The sequence below is a fragment of the Microbacterium gilvum genome (genome assembly GCF_039543865.1).
GTDB classification, from domain to species: domain Bacteria; phylum Actinomycetota; class Actinomycetes; order Actinomycetales; family Microbacteriaceae; genus Microbacterium; species Microbacterium gilvum.
In genome coordinates, this window is record NZ_BAABKO010000002.1 from 38,306 (window position 1) to 52,685 (window position 14,380).

General features: G+C 70.6%; 14 protein-coding genes. 6 read left to right on the plus strand and 8 right to left on the minus strand.

All coding sequences use genetic code 11. From position 1 onward, the window contains the following. Positions 1-14 precede the first annotated feature (14 nt). Together ABD998_RS06015 and ABD998_RS06020 are read right to left on the minus strand one after the other, a co-directional pair. A complete protein-coding gene (locus ABD998_RS06015) occupies positions 15-1,016 on the minus strand; it encodes a hydroxyacid dehydrogenase (RefSeq protein ID WP_345437034.1) in 1,002 nt (333 codons plus the stop codon). Further along, positions 1,013-3,031, minus strand: coding sequence for a DUF2264 domain-containing protein (locus ABD998_RS06020; protein ID WP_345437036.1), 2,019 nt, complete (start codon positions 3,029-3,031; stop codon positions 1,013-1,015). The genes ABD998_RS06015 and ABD998_RS06020 overlap by 4 nt, the downstream gene beginning before the upstream one ends. A gap of 97 nt (positions 3,032-3,128) precedes the next feature. Here ABD998_RS06020 and ABD998_RS06025 point away from each other — a divergent pair, with 97 nt between their 5' ends. The 6 genes from ABD998_RS06025 (at position 3,129) to ABD998_RS06050 (ending at position 8,733) form a co-directional block, all read left to right on the plus strand. Next, the gene (locus tag ABD998_RS06025) at positions 3,129-4,235 is read left to right on the plus strand and encodes a substrate-binding domain-containing protein (RefSeq protein WP_345437038.1); all 1,107 of its coding nucleotides are present in this window, start codon (positions 3,129-3,131) and stop codon (positions 4,233-4,235) included. Between the two features lie 85 nt (positions 4,236-4,320). Beyond that, positions 4,321-5,619, plus strand: coding sequence for an extracellular solute-binding protein (locus ABD998_RS06030; protein ID WP_345437040.1), 1,299 nt, complete (start codon positions 4,321-4,323; stop codon positions 5,617-5,619). A 42-nt stretch (positions 5,620-5,661) separates the two neighbouring features. Next, on the plus strand, positions 5,662-6,645 hold the full coding sequence (locus ABD998_RS06035; RefSeq protein ID WP_345437042.1) for a carbohydrate ABC transporter permease: 984 nt from the start codon (positions 5,662-5,664) through the stop codon (positions 6,643-6,645). Beyond that, positions 6,642-7,562, plus strand: coding sequence for a carbohydrate ABC transporter permease (locus ABD998_RS06040; RefSeq protein ID WP_425562950.1), 921 nt, complete (start codon positions 6,642-6,644; stop codon positions 7,560-7,562). Before ABD998_RS06035 ends, ABD998_RS06040 begins: the two co-directional genes overlap by 4 nt. Continuing rightward, a complete protein-coding gene (locus ABD998_RS06045) occupies positions 7,559-8,179 on the plus strand; it encodes a hypothetical protein (RefSeq protein ID WP_345437044.1) in 621 nt (206 codons plus the stop codon). Before ABD998_RS06040 ends, ABD998_RS06045 begins: the two co-directional genes overlap by 4 nt. Positions 8,180-8,196: 17 nt before the next feature. After that, positions 8,197-8,733, plus strand: a complete 537-nt coding sequence (locus ABD998_RS06050) for a pyridoxamine 5'-phosphate oxidase family protein (protein ID WP_345437046.1) — start codon at positions 8,197-8,199, stop codon at positions 8,731-8,733. A gap of 24 nt (positions 8,734-8,757) precedes the next feature. On the opposite strand, the gene ABD998_RS06055 is transcribed toward ABD998_RS06050, so the two are convergent. The 6 genes from ABD998_RS06055 to ABD998_RS06080 form a co-directional block, all read right to left on the minus strand. After that, positions 8,758-9,786 carry an amidohydrolase family protein gene (locus tag ABD998_RS06055; RefSeq protein WP_345437048.1) on the minus strand — a complete coding sequence of 343 codons (1,029 nt, stop codon included), beginning with the start codon at positions 9,784-9,786 and terminating at the stop codon, positions 8,758-8,760. Then, positions 9,783-10,595 carry an ABC transporter permease gene (locus ABD998_RS06060; RefSeq protein WP_345437050.1) on the minus strand — a complete coding sequence of 271 codons (813 nt, stop codon included), beginning with the start codon at positions 10,593-10,595 and terminating at the stop codon, positions 9,783-9,785. Before ABD998_RS06060 ends, ABD998_RS06055 begins: the two co-directional genes overlap by 4 nt. Positions 10,596-10,600: 5 nt before the next feature. Continuing rightward, positions 10,601-11,410: an ABC transporter ATP-binding protein gene (locus ABD998_RS06065; protein WP_345437052.1), complete on the minus strand. Its 810-nt coding sequence runs from the start codon at positions 11,408-11,410 to the stop codon at positions 10,601-10,603. Next, positions 11,407-12,231 (minus strand): ABC transporter permease, encoded by an 825-nt coding sequence (locus tag ABD998_RS06070; RefSeq protein WP_345437054.1) that lies wholly within the window; start codon positions 12,229-12,231, stop codon positions 11,407-11,409. Before ABD998_RS06070 ends, ABD998_RS06065 begins: the two co-directional genes overlap by 4 nt. Further along, positions 12,228-13,148 carry an ABC transporter substrate-binding protein gene (locus ABD998_RS06075; protein ID WP_345437056.1) on the minus strand — a complete coding sequence of 307 codons (921 nt, stop codon included), beginning with the start codon at positions 13,146-13,148 and terminating at the stop codon, positions 12,228-12,230. Before ABD998_RS06075 ends, ABD998_RS06070 begins: the two co-directional genes overlap by 4 nt. Positions 13,149-13,313: 165 nt before the next feature. Beyond that, the gene (locus ABD998_RS06080) at positions 13,314-14,321 is read right to left on the minus strand and encodes a LacI family DNA-binding transcriptional regulator (protein ID WP_345437058.1); all 1,008 of its coding nucleotides are present in this window, start codon (positions 14,319-14,321) and stop codon (positions 13,314-13,316) included. Between the last annotated feature and the right edge of the window lie 59 nt (positions 14,322-14,380).

Below are 14,380 nucleotides of genomic sequence, written 5' to 3' on the forward strand. Positions count from 1 at the left end.
GTTACCGAGACGCGTCAGGCGATGCCCGCAAGCGCGCCGGGGTGCACCTCGTCGGCGAACGCGCCCGTCACGACGAACCGCTCGATCTCGGAGACCGCGTGGGCGCCGAGCCGGTGCAGCTCGTTGCCGAGCGCCCCCGCGACGTGCGGCGTGAGCTCGACTCCCGGAGCGGAGAAGAGCGGATGGCCGACGGGGAGGGGCTCGGGGTCGGTCACGTCGAGGACGGCGCGCAGGCGCCCCGACACGAGCTCCGTGACGAGCGCATCGGTGTCGACAAGGCGCCCCCGGGCGGTGTTGACGAGAGTGGCCCCGTCGGCCATCCGCGCGAGCTCGCGAGCCCCGATCATCCGCTCCGTCGACGGCAGGAGGGGGGCATGCAGCGACACGACCGCCGAGCGGTCGAGCAGGTCGTCGAGCGCGACGAGCTCCGCGCCGAGCTGCGCGGCCGAGACCGCGTCGACGGTCGGATCGGCGAGCAGCACCTCGAGGTCGAACGGCCGCAGCAGCTCGAGGACACGACGGCCGATGCGCGATGCGCCGACGACGCCGACGACCGCGCCGTCGTTGCCGAACGGACCGGAGGGGACCCAGCCGAGATGCCGCTCGGCACGGAGGAAGCGCTGGGAGTCGAACACGCGCTTCCCCGCGAGGAGGATCATCGCGAGCGTGTACTCCGCGACGGGAACTCCGTTGGCGCCGGCCGCCGTGGAGAAGCGGATGCCCCGCTCCCAGGCGGCCGGAGTCACAAGGCGCTTGACCGTTCCCGCGGCGTGGGCGACCGCGCGCAGCCGCGGAGCGCGGCGCAGCAGGTCGTCGTCGATCGCCGGGGCTCCCCATCCCGTGAGCAGGAGGTCCGCCCCCGCGAGGAGCGCATCGGCCCCTGCCGCCGCCACGTCGGTCAGGACGGCATCCGCCACGTCGACGACGGCGGCCAGCCGACGCCGGTCGGCGGGCTCGAGCAGCTCGTCCGCCAGCTCGGCGCTGCGCATGGCGAGGACGACGCGGGGCCGGCTCACCAGGCGACGCTCCCCTGCGTGGGGACGCTGTCGCTCGTGCCATCGGCCCAGCGCACCACGATCCGCTCGTCGTGGATCGTGAGCCACGGCTCCTCCGGCTCGACGCCGTCGCGCGAGAGGACGACGACGGCCGCGGCGAGCCGCCCCTCCTCAAGGGCATCGACTGAGACGGCGACCGGCGCCGCCGACCACCGTCCGTGCGGATCGGCGCCGTCGCGATCGATGATCTCAGCGACCATGGCCGGCGTCTGCCCCTGGATGTGCGACACGACGCCGTCGGCTCGCGTCACGGTCGCGGCATCGGCGGAGACCTCGGAACGCAGATCGTCGCGCTCGGCGGCCGCAAGCGGCCACCCCCCGAACGAGATGCGCCAGGGCCCCTCGTCGACGGGCCACGCGGCATCGCCGTCGAGCTCGCCCGCCGACGCGGCGCGACCCGTCGCCGGCTCGTGCCGATGCCACCACGCGAGCCGCAGCTCGAGGGCGCCGTGCTGCACCGACGCGGTCGTGAGCACGGGGCCGCGGCGCATGCCGGCCCATCCGCCGTCGTCGATCGACCGCGCGCCGCCCGGCACGTCGAGCCAGTGCACGCGCGACCGCGACACCGCGACCCGCCCTGCGATCGCGACGCGCTCGATGGCGTCGCGATGCGCCGCGAGGCCATGGGCGTCGAGCAGTGTCGTGTGCGATTCACGGGGCGAGGCGACAGCCGACGGCCCGAGCTGCGGCGACGTGACGTTCGAGTAGCCCGTGCGCCGGTAGAAGGGGTCGTCGGCACGGGGCGCGATGCGGGGCTCGAGCATGCGGTCGGAGCCGTGGTTGACGAGGCGCACGATGCCGTCGGGTGTCGAGGTGACGAGCCACCCCGGCACGGCGAGCGCGGTCGTGCGCACCTCGGCGCGGGACGCCGGCGGCTCGGCGGTCCACTCCGCGTGGTCGGCGGGCAGCAGCAGCCCGAGCAGGCCCTTGCTCGCCCAGTACGGCGAGGCGCCGCCCGTGTAGAGCTGGCGGACGCGCGGGAAGGCGCCGTGCCATCCGATCGACAGCAGCCCGTCGTCGCCGACCGCGCCGCCGCGGAGGAAGCCGTCGACCATCCGTGCTCCGACCGTGCGCGTCTCGCCGGGGGCGAGCGGCGTGACGCCCGCGATCGCGCCCGCCCAGAACGGGGCGATCGCTGCAAATCGGTAGGCCAGCGAGCGCCCGAAGAGCACAGGAGATCCATCCGAGCCGATCAGCTCGCGCGCCTGGCCGAGGTACTGCGCCAGCCGCTCGCGGTGCCGGTCGGCGAGCGGCAGCCCGCGGATGCGCGACTCGAGCAGCGGGTAGACGTGCCACGCCCATCCGGCGTACCAGTCGAAGCTCTGCCGCTCGCCGTCGCGCCCCCGGCCGTCGGAGTACCACCCGTCGCCGACGTAGAGCGACTCGGCGAGCTCGGCGTTGCGATCGAGGTCTTCACGGCTCTCGGCAGCGCCGACCGACCCCAGGAACGCCTCGATCACGTTCTGGAACCACAGCCAGTTGTTGCGGAAGCCGGTCATGCCGAGGATGCGAGAGAGCCACGCGACCGTACGCGCCTGAGTGCGTGCGTCGAGCCGGTCCCACAGCCACGGCCGCGTCTCGCTCAGGCCGATCGCGATCGACGCCGCCTCGACGACCGCCTGACGGCGCTCGTCGAATCGCGGCCATCGCTCGGGATGGGCCGGGTCGACGCCCGCGGCGAGGCCCGCGGCGTACCGCCCCAGCAGTCCGGCCGGGTCGTCGCCGTCGGCCCCCGCGATACGGAACGCCGCGGCGAGGAAGGTGCGCGCGTACCCCTCGAGACCGTCGCTCCACGCGCCCGACGCGCTCTGCGGGCCGGGCAGGCGCAGCAGCGCCCCCGACGGCGACGCGTGCCGCCACGCGGCGTCGAGCAGCCCGTCTGCGAGCGCGACCCAGGGCGCCCGGCCCGGGGCGCGGCCGATGGCCCCCAGGTCGGCGCCGGGAGGAGGGGTGGTCGGATGTGTCGCCGTCGTCACACCTGCTACATTGCACGACGAACGAGCGGCGCCCCCTTTGAACGAACATTTTCGTGCAGAACCGGGCGCACCGACCATCCCGGGACGAAGGAGTCCGATGACCGACACGACGGCTCCCCGGCGCCTTCCCCGTGCGCGCCACGAGCACATCCTGCGCGAGCTCGAGCTGCGCGGCAGCGTGCGCGCCGCCGCCGTGGCCGAGCAGCTCGGCGTCACCGAGGTGACCATCCGGCGCGACATCATCGACCTCGAGAAGGCCGGCCGGCTCGCGCGCGTGCACGGCGGCGCGATCTCACTCGCCGCCGCCCCGCGCCCGCAGCCGGCGCGCTCGCTCGCGGGCCTCGTCCTCCCGACGAGCACCGGCTCGCACTACCCCGACTTCGTACGCGGCGCCGAGGCGGCTTCGCCCGCGCTGCGCGCCCGCGTCGTGCTCGCCTCGTCGCACTACCGCGGCGCCGCCGAGCGCAAGCACGTCGAGCGCCTCATCGAGCTGGGCGTGGAGGGGCTCATGATCGCGCCGACGCTGCGCGACCAGACCGTCGACGACATCGCCGCATCGCTGCAGGACGTCACCGTGCCCGTCGTGCTCGTCGAGCGGCGTCTCGACGACTCCACGCGTCTCGCCCAGTACGACTGGATCCGGACGGACCATGCTCGCGGCGCCATGCTCGCCGTCGAGCACCTCGCTCGCCTGGGCCATGCGAGCGTCGGGCTCGCGCTGCTCGACCGCACGCCGACGGCTCCGTCCATCCGCGAGGGCCATGCCCGGGCCGTCGAGCATCTCCGGCTGGCACCCGCTCCCCTGCAGCCCCTGCCGAAGGACGAGGGAGAGCCCGACCTCGCCGACGCCGCCCTCGAGGCCTTCCTCGACGACTGCCTCGCGAACGGCACGCGCGCCGTGCTCGTGCACACCGACTACCACGCGTCCCGCCTCGTCGAGATCGCGGTCGACCGCGGTGTGCGCGTGCCCGAGGACCTCGCGATCGTCGCCTACGACGACGAGAACGCCGAGCTCGCGATCGTGCCGCTGACCGCGGTGTCGCCTCCCGGCCGGGAGCTGGGCAGGCTCGCGCTGCAGACCCTCTTCGAGCGTGTGCGCTCGGACGACCCCGCCGCCATCCCGCCCCGTCACGTTCAGCTCGTCCCGCGGCTGACGATCCGGCGCTCCTGCGGCGCTCCGGCGACCGTCTCGCGCTCGGCTTGATCGTTAATGTCCGATTGTCCGTTGCGGATGCGGGTCCGTGGCTAACGTGGCGGCGACGGACACCTGAGCAAGGAGGCTCATACCCATGCGTTACACACGGTTCATCGGCGCCACGGCGACGTTCGGCATCGCGGCGGCGACGCTCGCGGGCTGCGCCGCCGGCACCACCGCCTCACCCGAAGAGGGCGGAGAGGACGTCGAGCTCACCGTCACCTGGTGGGGCAGCGAAGAGCGCATCGCCAAGTACGAGGAGTCGTTCGACATCTTCGAGGAGGAGCACCCGGGCGTCACCGTCACGGGCGTTCCCATGGACTACCAGTCCTACTGGACGGCGCGATCGACGGAGGCCGCCGCGCGCACGCTTCCCGACATCATGCAGTTCGACCCGGCGAACCTGGGCGACTACTCGCGCAACGACCTGCTGCTCGACCTCACGCCGTACATCGGCGACACCATCGACTTCTCGAACGTCGACGAGAACGTGCTCGCATCGAGCGAGTTCGACGGCGGTCACTACGGCGTGCCGATCGGCACGAGCACCCTCGGCCTGTACTACAACCCCGAGCTCGGCGCGGCGGCCGGCGTCGAGCCCCTCGACCCCGACTACACGTGGGCCGATCTGAGCGCGTGGGTGACCGAGGTCGCGGCGGCGGGAGCGACGAACGCAGACGGTCAGGCCGTCTACGGCGGCCTCGGGCAGGGCACGTCGATCTGGCTCTTCCTGCAGTGGCTGCTGCAGCAGGGCACCGCCCCCTTCACAGAGGACGGCGGCCTCGCGTTCACGCAGGACGACATCGTCGACTACCTGTCGCTCGACACCTCGGCGCGTGACGCCGGCGCCTACCTGCCGCCCGACCGCGCGACGCAGATCTCGCCCCTCGACGGCTTCGCGATGGAGGAGGCGGCGACCGTGCTCGCGTGGGACAACTACTACGCGCGCTACGCCCCCGAGACGGGCGACGACATCGAGGTGCTCCCCGTGCCGTCGAACGAGGATGGCGAGAAGTCGATGTTCTTCCTCGTCTCGAACATGGCCGTCGCCGCCAACACGGCGCACCCCGACGAGGCGACCGAGCTCGCCGACTTCCTCTTCCGCGACCCGCGCGTCGCGGAGATCTTCGGGACCGACCGCGGCATCCCCGTCGACAGCGAGACCCTCGCCGGCTTCGAGGTCGAGCCGGGATCGGGCGATGAGAAGGTCATCGCCTACGAGGAGCAGGTCGCGGCCGACTACGCCACCGAGGTGGCGCCGAAGCTGCCCGGCGGCTTCGCGACCCTCGAGTCGCAGTGGGTCCGCCTCAACGGCGAGCTCGGCTACGGCAACGTGACGCCGGAGCAGTTCGCCGAGCAGTGGTGGGCCGAGGCCGAGCTGGCCGTCGGCTGACCCCGGAACCCGACCCCGGACATCCCCGAAGGGCATCACCCGATGAGCATCACCGAGAATCGCACCGCGCCCGCCGCGCGGGCGGCGGACACCCCGGGTGTCCGCCGCCCCGCGGCCGCGGCGATCCGCCGACGACGCGCGCCGCACGGCGTCGACAACCGCGCGGGGTACGCGTTCCTCCTCCCCTGGCTGCTCGGCTTCATCGGGCTCACGGCGGGCCCCATGATCGCCTCGCTGTACCTGTCCTTCACGGAGTACAACCTCTTTCAGCCGCCGCAGTGGGTGGGCCTGGACAACTACCTGTTCCTCTTCCAGGACCCGCGCTTCGTGCAGTCGAGCATCGTCACGCTCACCTACGTCGTCCTCGGAACCCCGATCAAGCTCGCCGCCGCCCTCGCGGTGGCGCTGCTGCTCAACAACAACCGGCGCGGGCAGGGCTTCTACCGCTCCGCGTTCTACGTGCCCTCGCTCGTGGGCGCCTCGGTCTCGATCGCGATCGTGTGGCGCGCGATGTTCATCGACGACGGCATCGTCGACCGCATCGGCCGGTTCTTCGGCATCGAGTGGGGCGGATGGGTCGGCGACCCCTCGTACGCCATGCTCATGTTCATCCTGCTCGCGACGTGGCAGTTCGGCGCGCCCACGGTGATCTTCCTCGCGGGGCTCAAGGACATCCCCGGCGAGCTCTACGAGGCCGCCGACATCGACGGCGCAGGCGCCTGGCGGAAGTTCGTCAGCATCACCCTGCCGATGCTCTCGCCCGTGCTCTTCTTCAACCTGCTGCTCGAGATGATCGGCGCCTTCCAGGTCTTCGCGTCGGCGTTCATCATCTCCGACGGCACGGGCGGACCGGCCGGATCCACCCTCTTCTACACGCTGTACCTGTACCAGCGCGGCTTCCAGGACATGCGGCTCGGCTACGCGTCGGCGCTCGCCTGGGTCCTGCTCATCGTGATCGCCCTCGTGACGATCCTGTTCTTCCGCAGCTCGAAGCTGTGGGTGCACTACGGAGGCGACGCCCGATGACCGCCCTGACCACGCGCACGGTCGTCGTGCCCGACGAGCGCCTGCGCGCACGGATGCCGCGGCGGCGGCGCACCGACACAGGTCGCCGCATCGCGGGCTCCGTCCTCTTCCACACGGTTTCGCTCGCGCTCGCGATCGTCGTGCTCTACCCCGCGGCGTGGATGGTGCTCTCGGCGTTCAAGCCTTCGAGCGACATCATCGGCGACGTCGACCTGTGGCCGGAGAACCCCACGCTGCAGAACTTCGCCGACGTCCTGGAGGGCATCGCCGGGGTGTCGTTCTGGACGTTCGTCGGCAACTCGCTCGTGCTGGCCGTGCTCACCGTCGTCGGCGTGTGCCTCTCGTCCGCCGTCTCGGCCTACGCCTTCGCGCGCATCGAGTTCCGCGGCCGCGCCTTCTGGTTCGCGCTCATGATCGGAACGCTGCTGCTGCCGTTCCACGTCGTGATCATCCCGCAGTACATCGTGTTCAACCAGCTCGGCATGGTGAACACGTTCACCCCGCTGCTGATCGGCAAGTTCCTCGCGACCGAGGCGTTCTTCGTCTTCCTGCTCGTGCAGTTCATGCGCAGCGTGCCGCGCGATCTCGACGAGGCCGCGCGGATCGACGGCGCCGGCCACGTGCGGATCTTCGCGCAGATCATGCTGCCGCTCATGCGTCCCGCTCTCGTGACGTGCTCGATCTTCGCGTTCATCGGCAGCTGGAACGACTTCTTCGGGCCGCTCCTCTACCTCAAGACGCCGTCGCTCTACACGATGCCGATGGCACTGCGGCTCTTCGTCGACTCGACGTCGACGTCGAACTTCGGTGCGCAGATGGCGATGGCCGTGCTCGCGCTGCTGCCGGTCCTGCTGTTCTTCCTCATCTTCCAGCGCTACATCGTCGGCGGCATCGCGACGTCGGGGCTCAAGGGATGAGCATCCTGCGAGCGCGCGCGTCGCGCGGACGGAGCGTGCTCCGCCCGCGTGACGCGCCGCGTTTCGCGCTCTTCGGCGAGACCCTGTTGACGGGCCTCATCGTTCTCGTGGCGAGCCTGCCCGTCGTGACGGCGCTCCCCGCCGTCGCGGCAGGCGCACGGCATCTCCGGCGGCACGTCACGGGCGAGTCGGATCGCATCCGCGACCTCGTCGCCGACCTCGGCCTGGCCATCCGCCGTCTCTGGCTGCCCGGCCTCGTGTCCGGGCTCGTCGCGCTCTTCCTCGCGGCCGATGTCGTCGCGCTCCGTGCCTTCGCGGTGCCCGGCGCCGCGGCCGTGTCGGTCGTGCTCGCGCTCGCGGGCGCCGCGGGTGCGGTGGTGTTGCTGCGGTTCGCCGGCTCGTGGGCGCCCGACGCGCCCGTGCGCGCGCAGCTGCGCCGCGCGGCGCTCGAGTCGACGGCGGATGGCACGGGTTCGATGCTGCTGCTGCTGGCCGTCTGCGGGGCGGTGCTGCTCGTCTGGATGTTCCCCGCGTTCGCCCTGCTCGTCGGAGGGCTGCTGAGCCTTGCCTCGTACAGCGTCGACGCCCGCCTCGAGGCGCTCAGCGCGATGGAGTGACGGCCTAGCCTGGTCGCATGAGCGACCTGCGCGACCGCCTCAGGGCCCTGCCGCCGTTCCCCGACGATCTGCCCGGCTTCGACCTCGCCGCGGCGCCGTCCGATCCGCTCGATCTGCTGCGTGCGTGGCTCGACGACGCCATCGCATCCGGCGAGCGCGCACCGCACGCGTTCACGCTCACCACGCTCGATGAGGACGGGGCCCCCGCGAGCCGCACGCTCGTCGTGAAGGACGTCGACGAGCGGGGTGTGCACGTCGCGAGCCGACGCAGCTCGCGCAAGGGCGGGCATCTCGCGGCGGGGCGCCCTGTCGGCATGCACGCCTTCTGGCCGGGGCTCGGGCGGCAGATCGAGCTGACCGGCACGGCGGTCGCGCTCTCTGCCGCCGAGTCGGCCTCCGACTGGCTCGCCCGCCCGACTGCCGGCGCCGACGTCGACCGCGACTGGCAGGTGTGGGCCATCCGCCCCGACCGGGCGAGCTTCTTCCAGGCGAGCCACGATCGCGTGCACGCGCAGCTCGTGTACGAGCGCGACGGCGCGGGATGGCGGCGGTGAGCACGCCATCCCGCTCCGTCGGCCTCAGGCCCTGCCGACCGAGACCGGGAGAGGCGCGATGCGCCGCAGATTCCCGGCGTAGATCTGCTCCCGCTCGGCGGGCGTGAGCTCGAGCCCGTCGATCACCCCGATCATCTCCCGGATGTACATCGGTCCGCCCTCTGGATCGAAGGGGCAGTCGCTCGCGAAGAGCGTCTGCTCGACGCCGAAGAACTCGAGCCCGCACTTCGTCCCGATCGACGAGCCGGACAGTGCGGTGTCGGCGTAGAACGAGCGGAAGTACTCGATCGGCTCCCCGTCGAGGCGGCCCAGGATTTCATCGGCCGAGGCGCCGTGGGTTCTGCTGCCGAACTGATCCGACCATCCCAGGCGGATGCGTCCCTCGAGGTAGGGGATCATCGCACCCATGTGGTGGGTGATGATCTTCACTCCCTTGCACCGCTCCATGAGCCCGCTGAACACGAGTCGGGACATCGCCACGCTCGTCTCGTAGGGCCAGCCCAGCGCCCACCACACCTCGTACTCGCTGCGCTCCTCCGTACGGTAGTCGGATGAGTGCGCATTGCGCGTCGGATGCATCCAGATGGGCAGGTCGCGGCGCGCCATCTCGGCGAAGATCGGCTCGAACTGCGGATGGTCGAGCGGGATGCCGTTCACGTTCGTGAAGACCTGCACGCCGATCGCGCCCAGCTCGTCGATCGCGTAGGCGAGCTCTGCGAGCGACTCGTCGGGCGCGTTCATCGGCAGCGACGCGACGAACCCGGGGAAGCGCTCGGGGTGCGCATCGACGATCTCCTTCATGCTCTCGTTCGCGAGTCGCGCGAGCCGCGGCGAGACATCGGGCCCTGCGAGGAGCTCGATGGGCGGAGACGAGAGGGTGAGCACCTGCTGGTAGTCGTCGCCGAACTCCTCCATCATGCGCAGTCGGGCGTCCAGGTCGTGGAGAGCGGGCAGGTCGAGCCACCGCTTGAGGGCCCGCGGGTCTGCGACGTGCTGCTGCATGACGTCGAAGTACCGTCGGGGGAGGATGTGGCTGAACGCGTCGATCTTCATCGGGCTTCCTTGCTCGTGGAGGGGACCCAGCTCGTGAGCCGGTTGTCGACGAACTGGACGAGCGCGACCGCCCCCAGCGCGACGAGGATGATGACGATGAGGATGGCCAAGACGGCTGCGCCGTCGAAGCTCTTGCCGGCTTGCGTGACGATCCGCCCAAGACCGACCACGGAGATGAACATCTCTCCGTTGATCATCCCCGTGACGGCACGCCCCACGCCGAGCCGGATGCCCGCGAACATCATGGGGAGCGCCGCGGGCAGCACCACCCGCGTGACGAGCTGCCATTCGCTCGCTCCGAACGAACGCCCCATCTCCGAGAGGGCGGGCGAGACATTCTCGACGGCCGACGCGGTGTTGATGATCATGATGAACGCGGAGTACATGAAGATCACCGCGACGATCGCGCCCTGCCCTGCGCCGAAGATCGAGAAGAAGATCGGCGCGAAGACGAGAGACGGCGCCGTGAGCAGCGCGTAGACGTAGACGCCGAGGGCGGCGTTGATCCGGCGGTAGCGGCCCATGGCCGTGCCGACCACGACGCCCACGACGAGCGAGACGCCGAATCCGAGCAGCAGGTTGCCGACGCTCACCAGCAGGTTCCCGATGATCTGCCCGGATGCGATCATGTCGCCCAAGCTGCCGAGCACCGTGCTCAGCGGAGGGAAGAACGGCACGTCCGCGATCCGCCCGACGATCTCCCACAGCACGGCTCCGACGGCCAGGGACAGGACGCTCACCGGGATGCGGCTGACCCGCAGCCTCGGACGCAGCGTGCCGGCGACGGGGTGCGATCGTGTGTGCGTCATGGTGCTCATCCGGCGGCCCTGCGCTCCTCCGCGCGCCCGGCGCGGTGCTCATCGTGCATGTCGCGCAGGCGGTCCCACAGGTGGGCGGTGATCTCCGCGTAATCGGCGGAGCGCTCGAGGCTGCCGATGTCGGAGGAGCGAGGGCGTTCGAGCGGCACATCCACGATCTCGGCGATCTGCCCGGGGCGAGCGCTCATGAGCACCACCCGGTCGCCGAGGAGGACGGCTTCCTCCATGGAGTGCGTGATGAACACGACGGTGAGCCGGTTCGCCTCCCAGATGCCGAGGAGCTCCTCCTGCAGGAGACGACGCGTCTGCTCGTCCACGGCTCCGAACGGCTCGTCCATGAGGAGCACCTGCGGCTCGACCGCCAGCGCCCTCGCGATCCCGACGCGCTGCTGCATACCTCCCGAGAGCTCCCCGGGCCGCTTCGACTCGAAGCCCTCCAGCCCCACCTTCGCGATGAGCTCGCGAGCGCGGGCGGATCGCTCGGCGTTGCCGACACCTCTGAGCTTGAGACCGAAGGCGACGTTGTCGAGAACGGTCGCCCAAGGCAGCAGCGCGAAGTTCTGGAACACCATGCTGCGGTCGGGCCCGGGGCCGCGGACGGGCCGGCCGTCGATGCTGATCTCGCCGCTGTCCCAGGACTGCAGTCCCGCGATCATCTTCAGCATCGTGGTCTTGCCGCATCCGCTGGGCCCGAGGACCGTGAGGAACTCGTTGTCGCGGATGGTGAGGTCGACGCCCCCGAGTGCGCGGACGGGAGCGCCGTCCTGGCCGGTGAACGTCTTCGTGAGACCCGTGATCTCGATCATGAACGTGCCTTCTTCGTGTTGACGACCGCCCACGGCGCGACGATGCGCTCGAACCACTGGGCGAGGGAGATGAGGAGGAGCGCCTCCAGGAGGATGGCGACGATGACGGCGTACAGCGCGGGGCCGTTGAAGAGGCCGCGGTACTCGAGGATGAGGCCTCCGAGCGCGAGGGAGACCATGAGGAGCTCGACGATCACCATTCCGGTCACCGCCCGCCCGAGACCGAGGCGGATGCCGGTCATGATCGCCGGAAGCGCACCGGGGATGAGGACATCCCGCCAGATCTGGGCCTCGCTCGCGCCGAAGAAGCGCGCCATCTGGATGAGCGAGGGATCGACCTGCCGGACCCCCGCACGCACGTTCACGATCACCATGACGACGGCGAACAGCGTGACGAGGATGACGCGGGAGAGCAGCCCGAATCCCACCGACATGACGAGAAGCGGGATGATGGCCGCCATCGGCGTCACGAGCAGGATGTTCAGGTAGACATCCGTGACCCGTTCGAGGAGCCGGAAGCGGCCGAGGAGCACTCCGACCGGCACGCCGATGATCACGGCGCACGCGAACCCGAGGAAAAGCGCCTGATTGCTCACCCAGAACGCATCCCAGAACGCCGGATCGACGACGAGCCGGCCGAAGGCGGCGACCGTCTCCGTGAACGTCGGCACGAGCAGGCCGCCCCAGAACGTGCCGTAGATCTGCCACGCGACAGCGAACAGCACGAAGGTGAGGATCTGGTAGCTGCGATCGGAGTCGAGGATGCGGATCCAGGTCGGGCGCCTCCATGCCCGTGCCGAGACGGTGGGCGCGGAGGTCATGGCAGCAGGCTCAGGTCGGCGACGTCGGCCGCGTCCAGGTGATCGATGACGCCCGCGCTCTCGAAGAAGTCGATCGTCGACTGGACGTTCGATTCCGTCAGGCCGGCCGCATCGAAGAGCCCCGCGTCGACGTACGCCTGTGCGACGGCTGCCAGGGTGTCGTCGGCCTCCGACCCGAGATGCTTCTCCGCGAGGTCGACGAGCACCGACGGGTCCGCGTTGATCTCCTCGTGGACCTCGACGAGCGCCGCGAGGAACGCGGCGGCCGCATCGCCTTGGTCGTCGAGGAACTCCGCGTTGGCGTAGACGGTCTGCGGGTGCAGGTCAGGCAGCTCCTGTGCGAAGTCGACCACGGTCTCGAACTCGGATCCCGACGTCTCGCGCAGCGTCACGACATCAGCGATCTCGAGCGCCGTGGCGTCGATCTGCCCACCCAGAAGCGCCTGCGCGCGGACATCCGATCCGCCGATCACGAGGTACTCCGGCTCGCCGCCGGCGCATTCGCGGCTCACCCAGTCGCGCACCATGGCTGTCGCCACGGCGCCCTCGCTGAAGATCCCGACCGGCTTGTCGACGAGGTCGTCGCAGGCAGTCACTCCGTCGCGCCCGTACATCCCCCACTGGTTGCCGATCACGTCGGCGACGATGCGGATGGGCGCCCCCTGCTGGATGGCGATCAAGGCGGGGCTCGTGGCCTCTGCCGAGATCGCGTAGTCGCCCTTCGCCAGCCCTTCGATCGCGAGCTCGGGTTCGGCGAGCTCGACGATCTCCGTCGCGAAGCCGTCGTCCGCGATCCGATCGGCGGCTTCCATGAGCGGCACCGTCGTGAGGTCGGGCTCGACGAGAGCGAGGGTGAACCCGTCCTCGTCGCCCGCAGCCGTGCCGCACCCGGTCAGCGCCACGACAGCGACCGCCACTGCACAACCCGCCATCGAGAACCGGAATCGATCCCGATTCGTGTCGGCTCGATGGCGTCGGGCCATTTGATCTGATTTGGCAAGCATCTTCGCATCCTTTCGCACACCATTGTGGAAGCTGCGATCACACTATCGGGATCGATCCCGCTCGCGCAAGCGAGGTCGTCAGATCAGACTCGCCACCGAGCCGCGCACGACGAGATGCGGCGCGGCCGGCTCAGGGGCGGGCCCGCCGCCATCCAGGAGGATTCCGAGGGCGCGCTCAGCGATGATCGGGAAGGGCACGGCGACGCTCGTGAGCGGCTTCGCGAGATGCGGCGCAAGCGGCGTGTCGTTGTAGCCGACGATCGACAGGCCGTCGGGAACGGCGATCCCCGCGCGCTGCGCGGCGGTCATCACCCCCAGTGCGAGGCTGTCGTTGGCAGTGAAGACCGCTGTCGGCACCGCCGCGAGCGCGATGAGCTCCTGCGCGATGGCGTAGCCCGACTCCACGCTGAAATCCGAGTGGCGCACGTAGCCCGCGAGGATGTCGATGCCGGCGTCCGCCATCGCGCGCCGGTATCCGCGTTCGCGCCCCTGCGAGGTGGATGCGTACGCGGGGCCGCCGATGAAGGCGATCCGCCGGTGCCCATTGGCGAGCAGGTGCTCGACCGCGAGCCTTCCGCCGAGTTCATCGTCGATGACCGCGGCCATACTCTCGCCGTCCTCGCGGAGCGCGAGCGAGAAGGGGATCCTGCGCTCCTTCAGCTCGAGGAGGAAGGGGTCGGCGCCGTCGGTTCGCGCCGTCGTCAGGATGAATCCGTCGACTCGCTGCTTCAGGAGCGCCCTTCCGCGCTCGACCTCCTTCCGAGGGTCGTCGTCGGTCGTCATCACGGTCGCCTGATAGCCGCGCTCCGCTGCCGCCGTGACGATGGACTCGTAGAGCATCGCCATCACGGTGTCCGTGAGCCTCGGGACGACGACCGCGACGAGTCCGGTCCGCTTCAGCCGGAGATTGGCGGCGGCGGCGTTCGGCACGTATCCGTGCCGTGCGGCGATCTCGCGGACTCGGTCGGCGCCGGGCCCGCGTACGGGCGCTCTCACGTCGAGCGCCCGCGACGCCGCGGACCTGCTGACGCCGGCGAGGCGTGCGATATCGGCGAGCGTGAGCTGCGCGGGAGCTTCATCGACCATGTCGTCCTCCTGGATCGGGATCGATCCCGATCCTATGCGGATCATCAGGCGCCCGGCAG